Annotated in this window: 21 protein-coding genes and 3 pseudogenes; 13 read left to right on the top strand and 11 right to left on the bottom strand. The window is 23.7% G+C overall.

Features of this window, described 5'->3' with window-relative positions; all coding sequences use genetic code 4:
- A partial coding sequence (locus tag ACI2WJ_RS06700) for an ABC transporter permease (protein ID WP_400255216.1) occupies positions 1–309 on the top strand: 309 nt, incomplete at its 5' end.
- Positions 310–335: 26 nt separating this feature from the next.
- On the opposite strand, the gene ACI2WJ_RS06695 is transcribed toward ACI2WJ_RS06700, so the two are convergent.
- Positions 336–1,574, bottom strand: coding sequence for an IS256 family transposase (locus tag ACI2WJ_RS06695; protein ID WP_400255219.1), 1,239 nt, complete (start codon positions 1,572–1,574; stop codon positions 336–338).
- Between the two features lie 89 nt (positions 1,575–1,663).
- Positions 1,664–1,792, bottom strand: coding sequence for a hypothetical protein (locus ACI2WJ_RS06690; protein ID WP_400255215.1), 129 nt, complete (start codon positions 1,790–1,792; stop codon positions 1,664–1,666).
- On the opposite strand from ACI2WJ_RS06690, the gene ACI2WJ_RS06685 reads away from it, so the two are divergent.
- A complete protein-coding gene (locus ACI2WJ_RS06685) occupies positions 1,776–2,624 on the top strand; it encodes a hypothetical protein (RefSeq protein WP_400255214.1) in 849 nt (282 codons plus the stop codon). The two genes, ACI2WJ_RS06690 and ACI2WJ_RS06685, sit on opposite strands and share 17 nt — an antisense overlap.
- A 100-nt stretch (positions 2,625–2,724) precedes the next feature.
- Positions 2,725–4,548: an MATE family efflux transporter gene (locus ACI2WJ_RS06680; protein WP_400255213.1), complete on the top strand. Its 1,824-nt coding sequence runs from the start codon at positions 2,725–2,727 to the stop codon at positions 4,546–4,548.
- Between the two features lie 13 nt (positions 4,549–4,561).
- Here the strand turns inward: ACI2WJ_RS06680 and ACI2WJ_RS06675 are convergent, their stop codons facing one another.
- The 3 genes and pseudogenes from ACI2WJ_RS06675 to ACI2WJ_RS06665 all read right to left on the bottom strand — a co-directional run bounded on the left by ACI2WJ_RS06675 (position 4,562) and on the right by ACI2WJ_RS06665 (position 6,286).
- The gene (locus tag ACI2WJ_RS06675) at positions 4,562–4,960 is read right to left on the bottom strand and encodes a hypothetical protein (protein ID WP_400255212.1); all 399 of its coding nucleotides are present in this window, start codon (positions 4,958–4,960) and stop codon (positions 4,562–4,564) included.
- A gap of 203 nt (positions 4,961–5,163) precedes the next feature.
- On the bottom strand, positions 5,164–5,487 hold the full coding sequence (locus tag ACI2WJ_RS06670) for a hypothetical protein (RefSeq protein WP_400255211.1): 324 nt from the start codon (positions 5,485–5,487) through the stop codon (positions 5,164–5,166).
- Positions 5,488–5,622: 135 nt separating this feature from the next.
- A pseudogene (locus tag ACI2WJ_RS06665) lies at positions 5,623–6,286 on the bottom strand (IS5 family transposase).
- 215 nt (positions 6,287–6,501) lie between these two features.
- On the opposite strand from ACI2WJ_RS06665, the gene ACI2WJ_RS06660 reads away from it, so the two are divergent.
- Together ACI2WJ_RS06660 and ACI2WJ_RS06655 are read left to right on the top strand one after the other, a co-directional pair.
- Positions 6,502–6,627, top strand: a complete 126-nt coding sequence (locus ACI2WJ_RS06660) for a hypothetical protein (protein WP_338958999.1) — start codon at positions 6,502–6,504, stop codon at positions 6,625–6,627.
- Positions 6,628–6,746: 119 nt separating this feature from the next.
- Positions 6,747–7,091: a hypothetical protein gene (locus ACI2WJ_RS06655; protein ID WP_339039704.1), complete on the top strand. Its 345-nt coding sequence runs from the start codon at positions 6,747–6,749 to the stop codon at positions 7,089–7,091.
- 85 nt (positions 7,092–7,176) lie between these two features.
- Here the strand turns inward: ACI2WJ_RS06655 and ACI2WJ_RS06650 are convergent.
- A pseudogene (locus tag ACI2WJ_RS06650) lies at positions 7,177–8,301 on the bottom strand (IS3 family transposase).
- A gap of 192 nt (positions 8,302–8,493) precedes the next feature.
- Here ACI2WJ_RS06650 and ACI2WJ_RS06645 point away from each other — a divergent pair.
- Together ACI2WJ_RS06645 and hpf are read left to right on the top strand one after the other, a co-directional pair.
- Positions 8,494–9,648: a hypothetical protein gene (locus tag ACI2WJ_RS06645; RefSeq protein WP_400255210.1), complete on the top strand. Its 1,155-nt coding sequence runs from the start codon at positions 8,494–8,496 to the stop codon at positions 9,646–9,648.
- 166 nt (positions 9,649–9,814) lie between these two features.
- Positions 9,815–10,207: a ribosome hibernation-promoting factor, HPF/YfiA family gene (gene hpf, locus ACI2WJ_RS06640; protein WP_400255209.1), complete on the top strand. Its 393-nt coding sequence runs from the start codon at positions 9,815–9,817 to the stop codon at positions 10,205–10,207.
- Between the two features lie 55 nt (positions 10,208–10,262).
- Here hpf and ACI2WJ_RS08135 read toward each other — a convergent pair.
- From ACI2WJ_RS08135 to ACI2WJ_RS06630, 4 genes and pseudogenes are all read right to left on the bottom strand, one after another.
- A pseudogene (locus tag ACI2WJ_RS08135) lies at positions 10,263–10,499 on the bottom strand (transposase); the annotation flags it as partial.
- The gene (locus ACI2WJ_RS08130) at positions 10,445–10,648 is read right to left on the bottom strand and encodes a transposase (RefSeq protein WP_450097637.1); all 204 of its coding nucleotides are present in this window, start codon (positions 10,646–10,648) and stop codon (positions 10,445–10,447) included. The gene ACI2WJ_RS08130 and the pseudogene ACI2WJ_RS08135, both read right to left, overlap by 55 nt.
- 7 nt (positions 10,649–10,655) lie before the next feature.
- Positions 10,656–10,934 (bottom strand): transposase, encoded by a 279-nt coding sequence (locus ACI2WJ_RS08125; protein ID WP_450097636.1) that lies wholly within the window; start codon positions 10,932–10,934, stop codon positions 10,656–10,658.
- A 189-nt stretch (positions 10,935–11,123) separates the two neighbouring features.
- A complete protein-coding gene (locus ACI2WJ_RS06630) occupies positions 11,124–11,663 on the bottom strand; it encodes a hypothetical protein (protein ID WP_400255208.1) in 540 nt (179 codons plus the stop codon).
- Positions 11,664–12,405: 742 nt separating this feature from the next.
- Between ACI2WJ_RS06630 and ACI2WJ_RS06625 the strand changes: the two genes are divergently transcribed.
- The 6 genes from ACI2WJ_RS06625 (at position 12,406) to ACI2WJ_RS06600 (ending at position 17,894) form a co-directional block, all read left to right on the top strand.
- A complete protein-coding gene (locus tag ACI2WJ_RS06625) occupies positions 12,406–12,699 on the top strand; it encodes a hypothetical protein (protein WP_174481144.1) in 294 nt (97 codons plus the stop codon).
- Positions 12,700–12,722: 23 nt separating this feature from the next.
- On the top strand, positions 12,723–14,381 hold the full coding sequence (locus ACI2WJ_RS06620; protein WP_400255207.1) for a DAK2 domain-containing protein: 1,659 nt from the start codon (positions 12,723–12,725) through the stop codon (positions 14,379–14,381).
- 53 nt (positions 14,382–14,434) lie between these two features.
- Positions 14,435–15,250 (top strand): hypothetical protein, encoded by an 816-nt coding sequence (locus tag ACI2WJ_RS06615; protein WP_400255206.1) that lies wholly within the window; start codon positions 14,435–14,437, stop codon positions 15,248–15,250.
- A gap of 364 nt (positions 15,251–15,614) precedes the next feature.
- Positions 15,615–15,863, top strand: a complete 249-nt coding sequence (locus ACI2WJ_RS06610) for a hypothetical protein (RefSeq protein ID WP_174481147.1) — start codon at positions 15,615–15,617, stop codon at positions 15,861–15,863.
- Positions 15,864–16,045: 182 nt separating this feature from the next.
- Positions 16,046–17,050, top strand: coding sequence for an ornithine carbamoyltransferase (argF, locus tag ACI2WJ_RS06605; RefSeq protein ID WP_400255205.1), 1,005 nt, complete (start codon positions 16,046–16,048; stop codon positions 17,048–17,050).
- A gap of 205 nt (positions 17,051–17,255) precedes the next feature.
- Positions 17,256–17,894 (top strand): hypothetical protein, encoded by a 639-nt coding sequence (locus ACI2WJ_RS06600; RefSeq protein WP_400255204.1) that lies wholly within the window; start codon positions 17,256–17,258, stop codon positions 17,892–17,894.
- Positions 17,895–17,945: 51 nt separating this feature from the next.
- Here ACI2WJ_RS06600 and ACI2WJ_RS06595 read toward each other — a convergent pair.
- Positions 17,946–19,066, bottom strand: a protein-coding gene (locus ACI2WJ_RS06595) for an IS3 family transposase (RefSeq protein WP_400254545.1) whose coding sequence is annotated in 2 segments (ribosomal slippage) — positions 17,946–18,823 and positions 18,823–19,066 — 1,122 coding nt in all. Because the reading frame shifts where the segments join, the coding sequence is not laid out codon by codon here.
- Positions 19,067–19,072: the final 6 nt, after the last annotated feature.

Genomic DNA, 19,072 nt, shown 5'->3' with positions numbered 1-19,072 from the left:
CCACAATGAAAAGTATTATCGTTCTCGGTACTTTTATCAATTATGATTTTTGTATTTATTTCAGTTAAAGCAACACAAGTTTTTCGTGATGAAATTGATGATGGTACTTTATTGATTTTAGTATCAAAGCCAGTTAGTAGAACTAGAATTTGAACTGAAAAGTTATTATCTTTACAAGTGGTAATTATTTTATATTTATTTTTATCTATTTTTATTGCTAGTTTTGTTATTACTATTCCTGGCATTGGTAGCTCAACTATTTATAATGCGGTATTTCCTTATTTATGAATTTTAGAGGCTTTTATGTAATCTGTGTATCTTTGTTTTACAAAGTACTAGTTCAGATTAATTCTATCTTCAAATTTTATCATAAAATGAGCAATTGCTGTATTTCAATTTTGAATGGGCATTGTTCATTTTTTTGTTATATTTTCAATTGCTAAATAAAATATTTTAAAAACTGCCATATCATTAGGAAAAACTTTTTTATTTCTGATAATTTTTCGTAATTGACTATTTACAGATTCAATAGCATTTGTTGTATAAATCACTCTTTTAATTTCTGCAGGATAACTAATAAAAACCATTAAATTATCTCAATTTTTATATCAAGATTTAGCAATTTGAGGATAGTGTTTATTTCACTTATTTTCAAAGGATTCTAAAGCCTGCATTGCTTGTTCTTCACTACATGCAGTATAAATTGGTTTTAAATCTGCAACTAGAGATTTTCTATGCTTATATGAGACATATTTCAAACTATTTCTAATTTGATGAACTATGCATAATTGATGTTCTGTTTTAAGATAAACTGATTGTATTGCTTCTGACATGCCTGTTAAATTATCACTGCAGGCAATAAGAATATCATTTAAGCCACGATTTTTCATTTCTGTTAAATTTGCTAATCAAAATTTAGCACCTTCATTTTCACTAATTCATAAACCTAAAACATCTTTTTTACCTTCTAAATCAACTCCTAAAGCTATATAAACTGATTTGTTAATAATGCGTTTATCTTGTCGTACTTTAACTACTATACAATCAAAATAAACAATGGGATAAATGCCTTCTAATGGTCTATTTTGTCATGCTTTGACATCATCAATCACATCATCAGTAATTTGACTAATAATACTTTCACTAATATCAGCACCCTGATATAACTCTTGTAACTGCATTCTAATATCTGATAATGTCATACCTTTTGCATATAAGGAAAGAACTTGTTGATCAAAACCATCAAATCTTCTCTGTCTTTTTGGCACTATTACAGGAGTAAAATTACTATTACGATCTCGTGGTACATCAATCTCAATTTTACCTTGTTGAGTTATTAATTTTTTTGAACTTATACCATTACGAGCATTGTCACTATTACTATGTTGATTTTTTTCATATCCTAAATAATTTTGCATCTCAGAATTCAACATTTTTTCAACTAAACGTTTTGTTAATTCTTTATATAAACCCCCTTCTTTAAAAACTGTTGTTAAATCTTCAGTATTTTCTAATAATAAATCTACTGCTTTTGATATTGGATCATTATTATTAAAGTTATCTTTTTTAGCCATCTGTAACTCACTCTTTCTAGTCATTTAATTATATTTACTAGAATTAATTAAACATAGTTATTTTTGTAAGTTACACAGATTACTAAACATTACCGAATTTTATTTGGTGTTGCTATTATTTTTGATTTAATTATTTCTTCAATTGCTATTTTATTTTCATTAATTTTAAATGCTAAGGCTTTAGTTGCAATTATGATTGGAATGGCTGCTTTATTCAATATTTTTGGGACATTAATTAATGGTTTAGTAACATTTGATCCTACATATTATGTTGTTTCACAGTCATTAGCAGTTTATAATAATGTAAAAGCTAAATTAGATAAAACTGATATTGATTGAATTAATGACGTATATAGAAAAGACCCAACAACTACTATTGAATCTATTCAAAAGGCTATGTTTAGTATTTACGATACATATATTAAAGAAGTTAAGTATCCTAATAATTATGATTATCAAAAAGAACAAACAATAGTATTAGCAATTAAGAATGGTAGTACTAGTACTCCACCAACTACTGATGCTCCTAAGGACTTAGTTACTCATATTTACAATATTAGTAATGCTTTTCGTCAATGAAAAGAACAAAGTTTTGAAGAATTAATGACAGGTAAAAAAGTTGGACTAGATAACCTTGGTCCCAAAAGATCAAATGGTGTTGGTAGCAATAATGTTGATTATTCAGTAAATCTTATGATTACGGGTTTAAATACATCTCTTTCTCAATCACAATATGATGCTCTTAATACTAAGACATCACAAGTTAAAGCAATGCGTTATTTAAATATTTTTTATCAATTAAAATATATTTGAGATGGAATATCGACTGAACAAAGTTCAATCTTTGCTTATCCAAGTGAGTATGCTATGACAGCAGATCCTTATTTAGTTAGTTTTAATAAAGTTAACACAAATTATCAAGTTGATACCAATAAAGCAACTAATAGTAAAATTCTTAATTTTCCAGTTTTATTGACTGTGTATGTTTTGCTTGGTATTGGTTTATTGAGTGCTTCATGATTAGTATTTAATCGTAGAGATTTTACTTAGCAGTTTAGTATTTTTTATATATTAAATTTCAAACCTCATTATTTAAATGATGTAAAATTATTATTATAATATAGAGCAAATTAATGATAAGGGTGAAATTATGAAAATTAGTGGATTTAAAATTAATAATAGAGCAAATCCACATAAAATTAGTAATTTTTTTGCTACTAAAAAATGGTATTTATTAGCATTAATGATTATTATTCCGGCAGTATTGCAACAAATATTATCAGCATCAATGAATTTACTAGATAATATTATGGTTGGAGAATTAAAGGATAGTTTTATTAGTGATTTAAAGCCAATGAATGAACATATTAGGGATATTTTTACTTCATTAGGACTTTGAGATAATTGAAGTTGATGAAAAGATAATGGTTTAGAACATTTTTATCATTTGCAATATTCAGCAGGACAAATTGCTGTTTCGGGAGTTACTGCTTCTAATCAAATTTTTGTTATTATTTATGCCGTTATGGGAGGTTTTATCAACGGTGTTAGTATTTTTGGTGCTCAATTTTATGGAGCTGGAAGATATGGTTCTTTAAGACAAACAGTAAGAATGAGAATTATTTTTGGATTTTTAATTGGAGTGATAGTTATTATTTTATCTTATACAGTGGGTGAATATTTAATTTCTTATACTACTAGTCCTAGTAGTGCATTGGATAAATTTAATCAATTATGTGCTGCTAAAGGATTAACTCTTAATGATATTAATGAGTTAAAGGACATTTTAAATTATAATCATGCTTTTGATGAAAATTCACTTATTAATTTTATGAATGTTCATAATATTGATAAAAACGTTCCCCAATTTGTACAAATTATTTTACGTTATTATGAATTTCATTCAGCATCTTTAGCAACAGCACAAGGTATTGATTATAATCAATGAATTGTTTTTTCTTATCCATTGTTAGGAATAAACTTTGCTTTTGTTTCAGTATTTCGTGAAACAAAACGTGGTTATATTCCATTAATATTAACTTTTGTTTCAGTATTTATTAACTTTTTATTAAATTTATTATTAATTAATGGTATTGGTGCAGTTGCAGGAATTGGAGCACGAGGTTCAGCAGTTGCTACTTTAACAGCGAGAATTGCTCAGTTGGCATTAATTAGTAGTTTTATTATATGAAAGAAATATGAATTTCAACCAAAAGTTTTGAAAATGTTTAAGATTAGGGGTGATTTATTTAAAAAAATTATAATTAAAACATGGCCATTAATGTTAAATGATTTATTATTTGCAGTTGCTACGACAATGATTATTAGATTAATTTCGCAATGAAGCTTTGAAGCATTAAGTGGTTCGGCAATTGCTTCCACGATTAATACCATGTTCTATACTTTATATATTGGATTTGGTATTGCTTCTTCGGTGTTAATTGCCAATCGTTTAGGTGCCGATGATTTGATTGGTGCTAAATATAATGCTAAACATTTAATTAGGTTAGGCTTTTTTGTATCATTATTTTTTGCTGGCTTATTAGTTTTATCTTCATTTTTTTTACCACAATTATTATTTAATGCAACAACAGAAGCCTTACAAATTTCTAGTTGAATGATGCGTGTTGATGCTATAGTTTTTAGTGCTTATACTATTTTGTATACTTGTATTTATGCATTTCGTGCTGGTGGCTTAGCAATTACTGTTTTACTTGTTGATAGTTGTTTTACTTGATGTTTTTCAATATTAATTTTATTTATTGAGGTACATTATAGTCCTTTAGATATTGTTTATATTTATGCTATTATGCGTTCTTGTGATGTTATTAAAATGATTATTTCTTTATTTATTTATCATCGTGGTAAATGAGTAAGAAATTTAGCAAGTAGTATGAATAAAGTATATCCAGAATCTCCACCAGTAATTGATATACCAAAAGCAAAAGATAAAGTTGATATTGCTAATTTCTAAATATGTTTAATTTTTAAAATTTTATTATTCTTGAATTAGTTGGCTTTATTCTTTGCTTATAATTTTTTGTTGGAATATCATTTTCATATTTACGTAGTGTTTGTTCTCAAGGGATGTCTTTTTCTTTTTGTTTATTAATAGGGTTAGATATTTGTGATTTTGGTTGTATTTTTAGAGGTACTGAAATATCTGAATTTAAAGAATCTGTTGATGTAGATTTTGAATTAAAGCCTTCATCACTACTGTTAGATAATAATTGATTTTCCAAATCACAAATTTTTTCACTAAGTTGAAATATTTCTGATTCAAATTGTTCAACCATTTGCTCATTGACTTCGACAATTGTTTCTTTTTCTTGCTGTTCTTTTTGATTTATTAAATCAATTAATAAATTATTATTATTATTTAACAAATTATTTTTATCTTCTAATAATTTGTTTTCATGTTCAGTTATTTGATTAATATTAGTTATTAAATTTGCGTATTTTGTTTGTTTTTCAATATAATTTGAATTTAAAATATTAATTTTTTATTGATTATTTAATTTTGTTTTTTTAAATAATTCACAATTTATTTCTTCTGTTTCAATTAAATTATTAATACTTTTATTTTTATTTATTTTTCCAAATGAAAAAAGTGTAACCCATCCAAAAGATTAATAAAAAAATTTTTAATTTTGTTAATTTTTTGTTCCTTTAATTTATAGATTTGAATATTAAATTGAAATACTTTATCTTCTATTTCTTTATTTTGTTTAATTCAAAATTGAATAGTTTTTTGATAATTATTAATTTCTTTTTCAATTTTCTCACTTTTTTCAATAAGTTTTATTTTTTCTCCTTTTAAATTTAGTAATTGTTTTTTAATTTTTTCTACAGTTTCATAATTTATTAAATATGCTTTGTTAGTAAATATTTGTTCTTTTTTAATTGTTTTCATTTTGTCCCCCTTTTAAAATAAAAACCTATTTGTTAAAAAATAAAACAATAGGTCAAAAACTATATCTTTAGTTTACAAGTATTATATCTAATATTTTTTTGTAAACGAGAAATTACTTTATTTGTAAGAACCTGTTTAAAATCTTTTCAATAAAATTGAAATAAAGGCAAGAACAACCATTTGTAAGCTAGTATTTAATTTTTTTTCACAATTTTTTCATAATCTTCTGCATTTTTCTAATCATGCAAAACTTCGTTCTACAACTCATCTTTTTGGTAATACTACAAAAGAATGTAATTCATTACGTTTTATAACTTCAACATTTGCATTTATAATTGTTTTAATTTTAGAAGCAAATTTTTCACCAGTATAACCAGCATCTACTAGTATTTTTTGAACTGCAGAAAGATTCTCTTTTTCATTTTCAATCATTATTATAGCACTGTTACGATCTGTTTTTTCTGCTGTGGTTATGTAAATTGCATGTGGTAAACCTTGAGAATCAACAGCAATATGACGCTTTATTCCTGAAATCTTTTTACCAGCATCATAACCTTTGTTTTTAGTAGTATCTGTATTTTTAACACTTTGTGAATCAATTATACAAAAACTAGTTTGTTCTTTTCTACCATTATTTTTACTTCAAACTTGAAAATAAAAAGAAAACAATTTGTCATTTTGGAAAATCTTTTGGTAACATTCTTCATTGACAACCACTTTTTAATACATATAAAACTGCACAAAATACTTCATATAAATCTAAGCTTCTTGGTTTAGTTCTCTTTTTAGTATTTTCTAAAAGATTTTAAACAGGTTCTAATATTTATTATAAGAAATTATTTTAGTAATAAAATGAAATATTAAATTTTATTAAAATCAATATTTGTGATAGTATTATTAATAATTTAATATATGTTCATTACTAATATAAGTATTTTTTATTTATATTAGTTTTTTATTAAATTATATTAATTAGAAGGATATTTTTCATAGATTAGAAAGAGAGAAATAAAAATGGATATTAGTAAATCTTCATTTGCTTCTTCAATGCAAGATGAAAATAATTATGTAGTGGAAGTTGTTAAACCTTCACTATCAAGAAAAAAAGTTTTCGAAAGAAATTTAAAAAAAATTTTGTAAAAAATTTACCTATAATAACTGCCGGTACTGCTACAGTAGTAACATTAGCGGTTGGTGGAATTGATGGCTTTCAATGTTCTGATTTAGGAATAGCAGCTAGTGCAGGTACATCTGCTGCTATGATGGGTGCAGTTATTAAAGCTACGATTAAACAAAATAAACAAGAGAAAGTAGAATTAGAAGATGACAATAATGAAAAATCAAGTATTCTTCAGAGAAAATTAGAAGAATTACAATTAGAAACAGTAGGAGCAAAAATTCTTAAAAAACAATTAGAAAGAACTAAAGTTGAACTTGAATTAGTTAAAGCAAGAGAAAAATTAGCAAAACTTAATAACATAACTAGTTTAAATATTACTTCATCACCGATCCCTCAAGAATTAAATTTAGCAAAAGTAGTAAATGTAGAAACAAGTAATAATTGTTCATTATCAATTCATAAAAAAATAAGTACATATATATAAAAATGTAAATAAACAATTGAAAAGGATAAAAGATATGAAAACAGAATTGCAAAATTTAAATGTGGAATGGCAACCCTTTTTAGGACTATTTTTTGGTAGACATTTTTTCATGATATTTAACTGGAGTTAGGTAGTTTAAAGTGCTGTGGATTCGTATGTTGTTGTATCAATTGATATAATCAAATAATTCTAATTTTAATTGGATTAATGATGTAAAATTTTTATCATTAATAAATTCAGTTTTGAAAGTTTTGAAAGTTGCTTCAGCAACAGCATTATCATAAGGACAACCTTTTTTGCTTAAAGAATGGGTAATATTGAATGCTAATAAAAGTTTATCAATAGTTTTATTATTGAATTCATTACCGCGATCACTATGAAATATTTGAATATCTTTTAAACAGCGATTTGATTGCATAAATGCTTGATATACTAATGATGCATCTTTTTTAGTACACCTCTACACTATGTCCAATAATTTCGCGGTTAAATAGGTCGATTAATAAGCAAATATAGTTTCACTTACCATTAACTTGAACATAAGTTAAATCACTAACAATAACTTCATTTTTAAGCCTATTATTAAAGTTTCTATTCACAAGATTGCTTATTTGGCTATCATTGACTTTGTTATGATGATTTTTAAATGATAATTTAGTGTATTTTGATATTAAATTATGCTGATTCATAATTTCTTTAATTTTTTTGCGTGATAAATAAATTTCTTTATTTTCTAGACTGACTTTTAATCTTCTTGTTCCATAAACTTCTTTATTTTGTTTAAAAGCACTAATAACAGCTTCATCATACATATTATTTTTGATTTTATCTTCTTTTTTCTTTAAATTAAAATAATATGTTGATTTAGAAAGTTTTAAAAAACGACAAATTGGACGAATTTTATATTTAGATTTATTATTTGTAATAATCTCTACTTTCTGCCTATTATTAGTGCTGCTTGCTTTAAAATATCATTCTCCATTCTTAATTGTTTTAATTCTTTATTTGCTTGAATTAATTGTTTTTCTAAATCCGAAAGATTATCTTTAGTTTTAAAACTGCCTGAATTTGTAAATTGCTTAATTCATTTATAAGTAGCTGCTCTTGTAACGTTGTATTCTTTAGCAAGGCAAGATACTGATTTGCCATTTTGATATAAAGATACTATTTGTTTTTTAAATTCATCATTATATGAGTTAATATTGGTCATAATTATATTTCCTTTCTTTTAACTAATTTGTTCACTTGTCTACGTAATTAGTGTCCAATAAAGTGTAACCCATCCAAAGTATTTTTATAAAGGTTATATTTTCATTTATATTTCATAATTGTCGTTAAACATGTTAATCATCATTTATGATAGAATTTAATATATGAGATTTTAGAGTTGTGAGGTTTTAGTATGGAAGTGTCAGCAGAGAATTATAGAAACATTAATTCTCATAATCGTTGAGGAATTATTGTTAGTTCGGGATTAATGGCAATAACTTTGATTATAAGTTGAGTATTATGACTTATACTTTATCGTACTAATGTTAATGAGATTTTAGCAATTTTAACTGAAGTAATTAATAGTAAAGGCATTACATTTACTCTTACTTTTCAGATTTTAACAATTTTTACTTTAATTTTTTCGGTTATTACTCTAGTGTTTATTACAATTCCATTTATTTTTTTAAATAAATATGGAATAATAACTTTAGTATGAGCATTAATAGTAGTAGTAATTTCGCTTGTTTTACTTATTGGTTCAGGATTATTAATAAGTTATGGTTATAAAAAAATTTATAGTTATGTTATGGACAAAAAAATTATTAATGTTTTATTTTTTATTTTACCTTGAGGCTTTGCATTAATTTGTAGTTTCTTTTTAGTACTTTTTTCTTTATGATTAATAATGGCTAATTTAAGAAATAAATCAAAAAAAGCATTATCATTGACAAATAATAATGCTTTATCAGCAACAGAAATACCCGCAAGTGTTGAACAAAATTCTCTTTTTGGTGAACAAACTATTGGACCATCATTTACAGATCGATTTTTTAATGAACATGATAAATCAACACAAGGTATAAATATAGTTATTAATAATAATACTGGTGGAGGTGCACTTCCACAATCAAAATTACTTGATAATCAAGTAACTAGTAATCCAAATCCTGTTCAAACTAATAACAGTAGTAATAACAGTAGTAATGTTGTTAATAGTGAAGTAACTTGAACACCACAACAAATTGAAGAAGTATGAAATAAAGGAGAAATTATTGATGATTATAATCCACAGTTATATCGAAAAGACTATGCGGGTGCGCTAATGTTTAAAAATAACTTTATTAGTAATGTTAAACTTAATGATGATCCTAAAAGTTATAATTGAACTATTATACATCAACGACCTTTATTTCATGGAGGCACTTCTGATATTAGTAATTTACAACCAATGAATAATACTAATGCTATTACTAAAGGTAATAATTATCCACGTTGAAAAACAGCTATTACTTTTAATGGAAAACAAAATTTTTTAAAACAAAAATCATGAAAAGATAAAAAATAGAGTATTAATCATTAATTTAACTGAAGATGATATTAAGCATATTATAAATATAATTGGTATTTTGCTTAGTTGTTAATAATTTAAATTTAATTACACTATTATCTTTTAAAATTTATTTGTTTATGGGAAAATGTATATAATAATTAAAAGATAGGAGCAATTAATCATGCAAGTTATTGTCCATGGAAAAAATATTAATATTACTTATGAAATTAAAAATGCTGTTGATAAAAATTTTAATTATTTACAAGAAAAGTATTCTAAATATATTAAAAAAGATATGATTGCTAAAGTTGGTATTGAAAGAAATAGTAATCATACATATAATATTTCCGTTCATATTCAGTTATTAAATAATAATTTTTTACAGTGTTTAGTAGAAAATCACGATCTTTATGTTGGCATTAATAAAACATTAGTTCCGTTGGAAAAACAATTAAGTCGTTTAAAAACGGTTGCTGATAAAACTGGTGCTGAAAGCGTTGGTCAATTTATAACTAAAGAAATTCTTGATGATAATAGTGAAGTTATTATTGACGTAACAGAAAATAAAAATTAAAGAAAACGCGTTTAGAGGCTTTTTAATAATCTGTGTATCTTTGTTTTGCAAAGTACTAGTTCAGATTAATTCTGTCTTCAAATTTTATCATAAAATGAGCAATTGCTGTATTTCAATTTTGAATGGGCATTGTTCATTTTTTTGTTATATTTTCAATTGCTAAATAAAATATTTTAAAAACTGCCATATCATTAGGAAAAACTTTTTTATTTCTGATAATTTTTCGTAATTGACTATTTACAGATTCAATAGAATTTGTAGTATAAATCACTCTTTTGATTTCTGGAGGATAACTAATGGATGAGTTACACTAATATCTGATAATGTCATACCTTTTGCATATAAGGAAAGAACTTGTTGATCAAAACCATCAAATCTTCTCTGTCTTTTTGGCACTATTACAGGAGTAAAATTACTATTACGATCTCGTGGTACATCAATCTCAATTTTACCTTGTTGAGTTATTAATTTTTTTTGAACTTATACCATTACGAGCATTGTCACTATTACTATGTTGATTTTTTTCATATCCTAAATAATTTTGCATCTCAGAATTCAACATTTTTTCAACTAAACGTTTTGTTAATTCTTTATATAAACCCCCTTCTTTAAAAACTGTTGTTAAATCTTCAGTATTTTCTAATAATAAATCTACTGCTTTTGATATTGGATCATTATTATTAAAGTTATCTTTTTTAGCCATCTGTAACTCACTCTTTCTAGTCATTTAATTAATTATATTTACTAGAATTAATTAAACATAGTTATTTTTGTAAGTTACACAGATTACTAAACATTACCTTTTCTTTTTCTGGTGTTATTTTTAAATTTCGCTTATAAATATTTGTATCCATTTTGTTTATTATTAAAATGGCATATTCAAGACTTTTTTTTATTTCTTTAATTAATTGTATATTTAAATTATCTTGATAGTTTTTTGTTGAAATATGTTTCTTTTTTTGTTATCTCTAATTCTAAAATGTTTGATATAGTTATAGTAATAAAAAATATAATAGAGATTTTTAAAAGTATTAATAATTTTTTTTGTATATTTTTCAATAAAAAAATCACTAATATCACTATTAGTTGCGTTATCTTTTATACAAATTTTATAAAAAATTATAGTTAAAGTAGTTGTATTATTAAATACTTCACTTACTTCTTTTTCAATTTCTTTTGTTAATTTTTTATTTATTGTTATTAGTGGAATTTTAATTTTATGATGTGTATCATAAAATTCTTTTATTAATGTTTCTAAATCCATATTTTTTGTTTTATTAAATTCATTAGCAATTTTTTCATTAGTCAAAAATGTAATAAATTTTTGATCTAGAAACCCATTGACTGTTGTATAAAAATATATAATTTTTTCTATTAAAGTTTTGAATATATATTCACAAAAAACTTTAGCATATTCAGTGGGATCTGGTAAATAATTAGTAGATATTTTTAACATATTATTGTTCCTTTAAAAATCATTAAATTTTATGTATATAAAATTTCAATACTTATTATAGTTAACACTTTTGAATGTTAACAATTAAAATATTATTTTATATTATATAAAATTACAATTGTTAATAAGTGGTTGAACATTAAATTTAGTTATTAAGAAGTTAATATATTTTCGTTATCATTAAATTAATTTTTATTTTAAAAAGTGATAATCTTTTTATATAAAATAGGAGGTAATTTATTGAAATATGTAATTGTTATTATGAAAATTGTAATTGAAATTTCTACAAAAAATAAGATTACGATTAAAAACACAAAAATTCCTAAAATTTATATAGTAAATTTTTGAAGTATAGTTTAATTATTAATTATACTTTTGGTTAGTTAGTATTTTATATATTTTAAATTTTATTATTTTCTATTATATAATGTTTAAGTATAAAAATAAGACAGTTAAGAATAAGTAATTATTTAATTATTATTGTATTACTTTACTAAAAGTAATATTAATATTAATTTTTAAAATTATAGATAGTATTTTATATTTAATAATTAGGTAGTTTAGTTTTTCTTAATTATGTTTTTATATAGAAAAAACCATTATCAATATATAATATCTTTATCTTTAAGATTATTATTGTCTTGATATATTATATTAGGTATAATATAAAAGACTATAAAAATTATAAGAGATTTTATTTTATATAAATTTAATTTATTATTAATATAATAGGGGTGATTATGTGGAGAAAGATAAAGATATTATGAACATTATTAAAAAAGCATTATCAGAAAGTATTTTATCTGTACCAGGTGTTGCCAATATTTATGAAAAAGATAATAATTATGGAATTAAAGTTAACAAGTCTGATTTAGGTTGAATTATTGATATTAATATAGTTTGTTTTTTTAATAATAATATTTGAAATATTATGAATCAAACTCAGAAAAATTTAAAATATATTGTTGAAAAGATTATTAAACATCAAGACTATATAGTACTTAACATTTTTGTTCATGATTTAATTGAAGAATAAAAGAAAATATAAGGTGAAATTAAATGAAAAAAATTGATATTAAAACCTTAAAAGTTATGCTTATTAGCGGTGCTAATAATCTTTATAATCATCATTTTGAAGTTGATAAATTAAATGTTTTCCCAGTACCTGATGGTGATACTGGAACAAATATGAATTTAACAATGATGAATGGTATAAAAGAATTAAATGGCAAAGAATATGATAGTTTAAAAACATTTGCTACTACTTTTTCTCGTGGTTTAATGATGGGTGCGCGTGGTAATTCTGGAGTTATTTTATCTCAAATTTTTCGTGGTTTTTTTCAAACTATAAAAACAAAAGATTTAAAAAATGATTTCATTAGTAATGAGGATTTATTAAAATCTTGAAAAAGTGCGCAAGATTATGCATATCGTGCAGTTATGAAACCAGTAGAAGGTACTATTCTTACTATTATTAAAGATGGTGCTAATTATATTAATGAATTAGAAATAACAGGCAAAGATTCGCTTTATATTTTTGAAAAATTACTAGAAGGAATGAATGAATCATTAAAAAGAACACCTGATTTATTGCCAATTTTAAAAAAAGTAGGAGTTGTTGATTCGGGTGGTGCTGGTTTAGTTTATATTGTTGAAGGTATGGTGTATGGTTTAAAGCACGGTAAAGCTATTTCACCAAAGAAAAAATTAGAACAACAAGATACAGCAAAATTAGAAATGGTTTTAAATCAAGAAAACTTTGGTTATTGTTCAGAAGTTATTGTAAAACTAAATAAAGTTAGTAAGTTAGATTTTAATTTAAGCAAAACACGAACTGATTTAGAAACAATGGATGGTCAATCAATAGTTTTAGTAGATGATGAAGATTTAATCAAAGTTCATGTTCATACTTTAAAACCAGGTCAAATTTTAAATTATTTTCAGAAATTTGGTGAAATTTTAAAAGTAAAAATTGAAAATATGACCGAACAGGCAAAAGCACATACACAAACTATTAAACCAATTTGTAAATTAAATAATAAATTTGCTTTAATTGCTGCTGTTCCTGGTAGAGGAATTGAAACCTTTTTTAGAGATGAATTAAAGGTTAACAATATTATTATGTATTCAAAAAGAATTAATCCATCAACAGATGACTTTTTAAAGGCAATTGAAATTGTCGATGCAAAAAATGTCTTTATTTTGCCAAATGATAGTAATTTATTTTTAGCAGCAGAACAAGCAAGAAAATTAGAAAAAAAATCAAAAGTTTTTGTATTACCTGCTAAAAATATTGCTCAAGGTATGCGTGCCGCTTTAAATTTCAATCCTGAATTAAGTGCAAAAGAAAATAATAAAAATATGTGAAGTGAAATTAAATATGCTGCTTTTGGTTATGTAACAGTTGCTGATCGTGATGTTGAAATAGATGGTATTAAAATTGGAAAAAAACACTTTTTTTCTGCTGTTAGTTTTCGTAATAAAGATGGTAAAGAAAAAATTATTGCTTCAAATGAAAATTTATTTAATGTAATTAAAGTATTGTTTACTAAATTAATTTGAGATGGTGCAGAAATAATTACTATTTTTAAAGGTAAAGGTTATTCAAAAGATCAAATTAATTTTATGAAAAAAATTTTAGATGAAGATTATGATATTGAATATGAAATTGTTGATGGTGATCAAGAAGTTTATAACTTTCTTTTCGTGGTGGAATAATACTATGTTATAATATTGTAGACTCTATTCAAATAGTTAGAAAGGAGAAGATTATGACTAATTTATTATTATCCTCAGTTAATCCAAATGATCCAAAGACTTGATCAACTAGTTTAATTGTTTTAGCAAGCTTATTAGCTATTGTTGGTGTAATTTTGTTTGTTGTTACTATGATTTGATTTTTCACTTGAATTAAGTATTCTTGATTCCATCGTGAAAATAGTGCTAATTTAACTGGTGGCGAGTTATCTCAAAAATATTTAAAAACATACGGTATTAATGCAAAAAGAATAAAATTTAAGGGATTTGGTAATATTAATAGTATTACTGTTGAACCTAGGTTTTTTTATTTAAGGCCATATTTATTTAATAATGGTAATTTTTCTTTAAGACTATTACCATGAACTTATCACCGTCGTTCTATTTATACTTTAGCAATGGCAATGGAAAGTACTTGGGCAGTAAGTAGTTCAAATAGTAGTCGTTTTAATACTTTTTGATGAGATTTTTCTCGTAAAATAACATTATTTTTTGTTTTAATTCCTTTTGCACTTGCTATTCTATTTGCTCTTTCACCTGCTAATTCTTGAATTACTTTACCAGCAGCGAGCGCAAATATACTTTCAATTGTTTTATCAATTTTAGGTAGTATTTTATTAATTCTTTTTTCTTCAATGCAAATGATTTTTTATGCTAAATCAAGAAAAGAAATTTGTCAAAATCTTGTTGGTATTTTAAATGAAAAAGAAATACGTGCTATTAGTTGAATTTTCCAAATTAAGTTTATTTATTACTTGATTCGTATGATTTATGAAATATTACAACTTATTTTACGTATTGTGATGTACACACAGCAAAATGAGAAATAATAAAAATTTGTACCTATAATTTAGGTACAAATTTTAAATTTAAAATTATATTAAGTTTTATTGATAAAACATTATTTTCAAAACTTTTATAAAATATTCTATTTTAGTAAGTTTTAAAGTTTTGTTTTTTAATTTTACATTTAATTACTAAACTAATATTTTTCATTTTCATTTATTATTGTATATTTAAAATTTTATTTTGATAGTTTTAAATTTTAAATATACAATAAAATACACTTATTAATTTAATATATACATATTCATTAGTAATTTTTTGTATATTTATTGCAAAAATATAAAAAAAGGTTTTAAATGTTAACTATGAGAGAGAAAAAAGAATATTTTAAGTTAAGGAGAATACTGAATGCAAAGTAAGTCTGCTATTAATATATATTCAGAAATTAATAAATTAAAAATAGTTTTATTACTTGCTAAAATTTTTATCAGAAATGGTATTGGAGTATTTTATATTAAAAAGTTTGTTGTAATGAGTATTATCCAAGATAAAAAAATATGTTCTTACTTAATCAATCAAATTTTAAAAGAATGGAATTCTAAAAAAGAATATATTATTTCACTAGAAAAATATTTAAAACAACTTTCAGTTCAATAATTTATTAACAAAATAATTACTTGCTGTTAATAAATTTGAGTTAAAAATTAAATATAATAATACATATCCATGTTTATGAAATTACTAATTCTGAATTGTCATGTGGCCAGAGTGTTGCCCATATTGTATATTAATGTTAAATTAAATAAAGATATTAGGAACTGAAAGGAAGAAAACATATCATGGCTATTAATTTAAAAGGCAGAAATTTTATTTGTTTATTAGATTTTACTTCAGAAGAAATTTATTACTTATTAGAATTAGCTGCTACTTTAAAAATTGCAAAACAAAAAGGAATAGAAAAACAGCCATTAAAAGGCTATAGTGTTGCTTTATTATATCGAAAAGATTCATTAAGAACAAGAAGCGCGTTTGAAGTTGCTGCTTGTGATTTAGGAATGCATTCAACATATTTTGATCCAACTAGTAGTAAATTAGGAGTTAAAGAATCAATTATTGATACCGCTAAATTTCTTGGTAGAATTTATAATGGTATTCAATTTCGTGGATATAAACAAACTGATGTTGAAGAATTAGCTGAAAATGCCGGTGTTCCGATATGAAATGGCTTAACTGACTTATATCATCCAACACAAATACTAGCTGATATTATGACAATTCAAGAGTGTAAAAAAAATAAAGATGTTAAAGGTATTAAATTTGTTTATTTTGGAGATGCTCGTTTTAATATGGCTAATAGTTATATGATTATTAGTGCAAAATTAGGAATGAATTTAGTAATCTGTACTAATAAAAATTTATGACCATATCCTCAACTATTAAAACAATGTCAAGAAATTGCTCAAGAAACGGGTGGTTCTATTATTTTAACAGAAGATTATAAAACAGCAAGTAAAGATGCTGATGTAGTTGCTACTGATGTTTGAACATCTGTATGTGAAGATAAAATTTTATTAAAACAACGAATTAAAGAATTAATGCCATATCAAGTTAATGATGAAAAAATGAAAATTGCAAAATCAGATGTTATATTTTTACATTCTTTACCAAGTTTTCATGATGGTAATACACAAATTACTCAAGATATTGTTAAACAATATGGTGGAACAGGTGAATTAGAAGTTACTGATGAAGTATTTCGATCTTCTGCATCAAAGGTATTTCAACAATCAGAAAATTGTTTACATACTATTAAAGCTGTAATGTTAGCAACTTTGAAAGGATAATATATGAGAGTATATTAATAATGAAAAGAAGCTTTAATTATTTTATTATTTAATAAACTTATTTCCATTAATTAGTTTTTATTATTCTTATTTTAGAATATTAAATATATTAATTAATTGTTTAATAAAATATTAATGTTAGTTTTTATGTTAAGATATTAATAATTAATTTTATTAACTCAAATTAGAAAAATAGGAGTAAATTATGATAAGACAAGAAAGAATATCAGAAGATAGTAGACAACAATTAATATATAATTATCAAGGATTAAATATATGAGAAAAAGTGGGTATTATTGGTAGTGGGTTTTTGCTTAGTACAATACCAGGAATTGGTATAACATATTTATGTAATGAAAAAATTGTTAAAGCACTTGGTAGTAATGAAAATAAATTTTCATTACCAATTCGAATGCTAATTGGTGCTGCTACTAGTTCATTATTAGTATTATTTATTATGGGGCCATTTGTACACAAAAAATTATTTCCTGAATGATATGAAAAGAGAGCAGAAGCAAGGTATATAAATAAAACTATTAGTGAAATTGAAAATTTAAGAAATGATTTTGTAAATATAAATAATAACTGAAATGAAAATAGTACAGTTAGCTTAATGGAAATATTAACAAAATTGAACAATAAAAAAGAAGAATTACAAAATAAAGAAAAACCATTAATGTTTCATTGAGAATTGGAAAGAATGGTAGATAATTTAATTATTGATGTTAATAATCAATTAATTAGATTTGATCCTATTTCAATTAGAGCAATTAATGATATGTTGGATAATTGAGATAATAATTCAGAATTAAATGATAGTAGTCAATCTTTAATTTGTTATTAAAAATGTTATTCTTTTAAATTAAAAAAAGTGGAATGGCAACCCTTTTTAGGACTATTTTTTGGTAGACATTTTTTCATGATATTTAACTGGAGTTAGGTAGTTTAAAGTGCTGTGGATTCGTATGTTGTTGTATCAATTGATATAATCAAATAATTCTAATTTTAATTGGATTAATGATGTAAAATTTTTATCATTAATAAATTCAGTTTTGAAAGTTTTGAAAGTTGCTTCAGCAACAGCATTATCATAAGGACAACCTTTTTTGCTTAAAGAACGGGTAATATTGAATGCTAATAAAAGTTTATCAATAGTTTTATTATTGAATTCATTACCGCGATCACTATGAAATATTTGAATATCTTTTAAACAGCGATTTGATTGCATAAATGCTTGATATACTAATGATGCATCTTTTTTAGTACCTACACTATGTCCAATAATTTCGCGGTTAAATAGGTCGATTAATAAGCAAATATAGTTTCACTTACCATTAACTTGAACATAAGTTAAATCACTAACAATAACTTCATTTTTAAGCCTATTATTAAAGTTTCTATTCACAAGATTGCTTATTTGGCTATCATTGACTTTGTTATGATGATTTTTAAATGATAATTTAGTGTATTTTGATATTAAATTATGTTTATTCATAATTTCTTTAATTTTTTTGCGTGATAAATAAATTTCTTTATTTTCTAGACTGACTTTTAATCTTCTTGTTCCATAAACTTCTTTATTTTGTTTAAAAGCACTAATAACAGCTTCATCATACATATTATTTTTGATTTTATCTTCTTTTTTCTTTAAATTAAAATAATATGTTGATTTAGAAAGTTTTAAAAAACGACAAATTGGACGAATTTTATATTTAGATTTATTATTTGTAATAATCTCTACTTTCTGCCTATTATTAGTGCTGCTTGCTTTAAAATATCATTCTCCATTCTTAATTGTTTTAATTCTTTATTTGCTTGAATTAATTGTTTTTCTAAATCCGAAAGATTATCTTTAGTTTTAAAACTGCCTGAATTTGTAAATTGCTTAATTCATTTATAAGTAGCTGCTCTTGTAACGTTGTATTCTTTAGCAAGGCAAGATACTGATTTGCCATTTTGATATAAAGATACTATTTGTTTTTTAAATTCATCATTATATGAGTTAATATTGGCCATAATTAT

The sequence above is a fragment of the Spiroplasma endosymbiont of Cleonymus obscurus genome, assembly GCF_964273375.1.
Taxonomy (GTDB): domain Bacteria; phylum Bacillota_I; class Bacilli_A; order Mycoplasmatales; family VBWQ01; genus Spiroplasma_E.
Note: the sequence above shows the minus strand (reverse complement) of the source record. Positions and strands in the feature narration are given on the sequence as shown.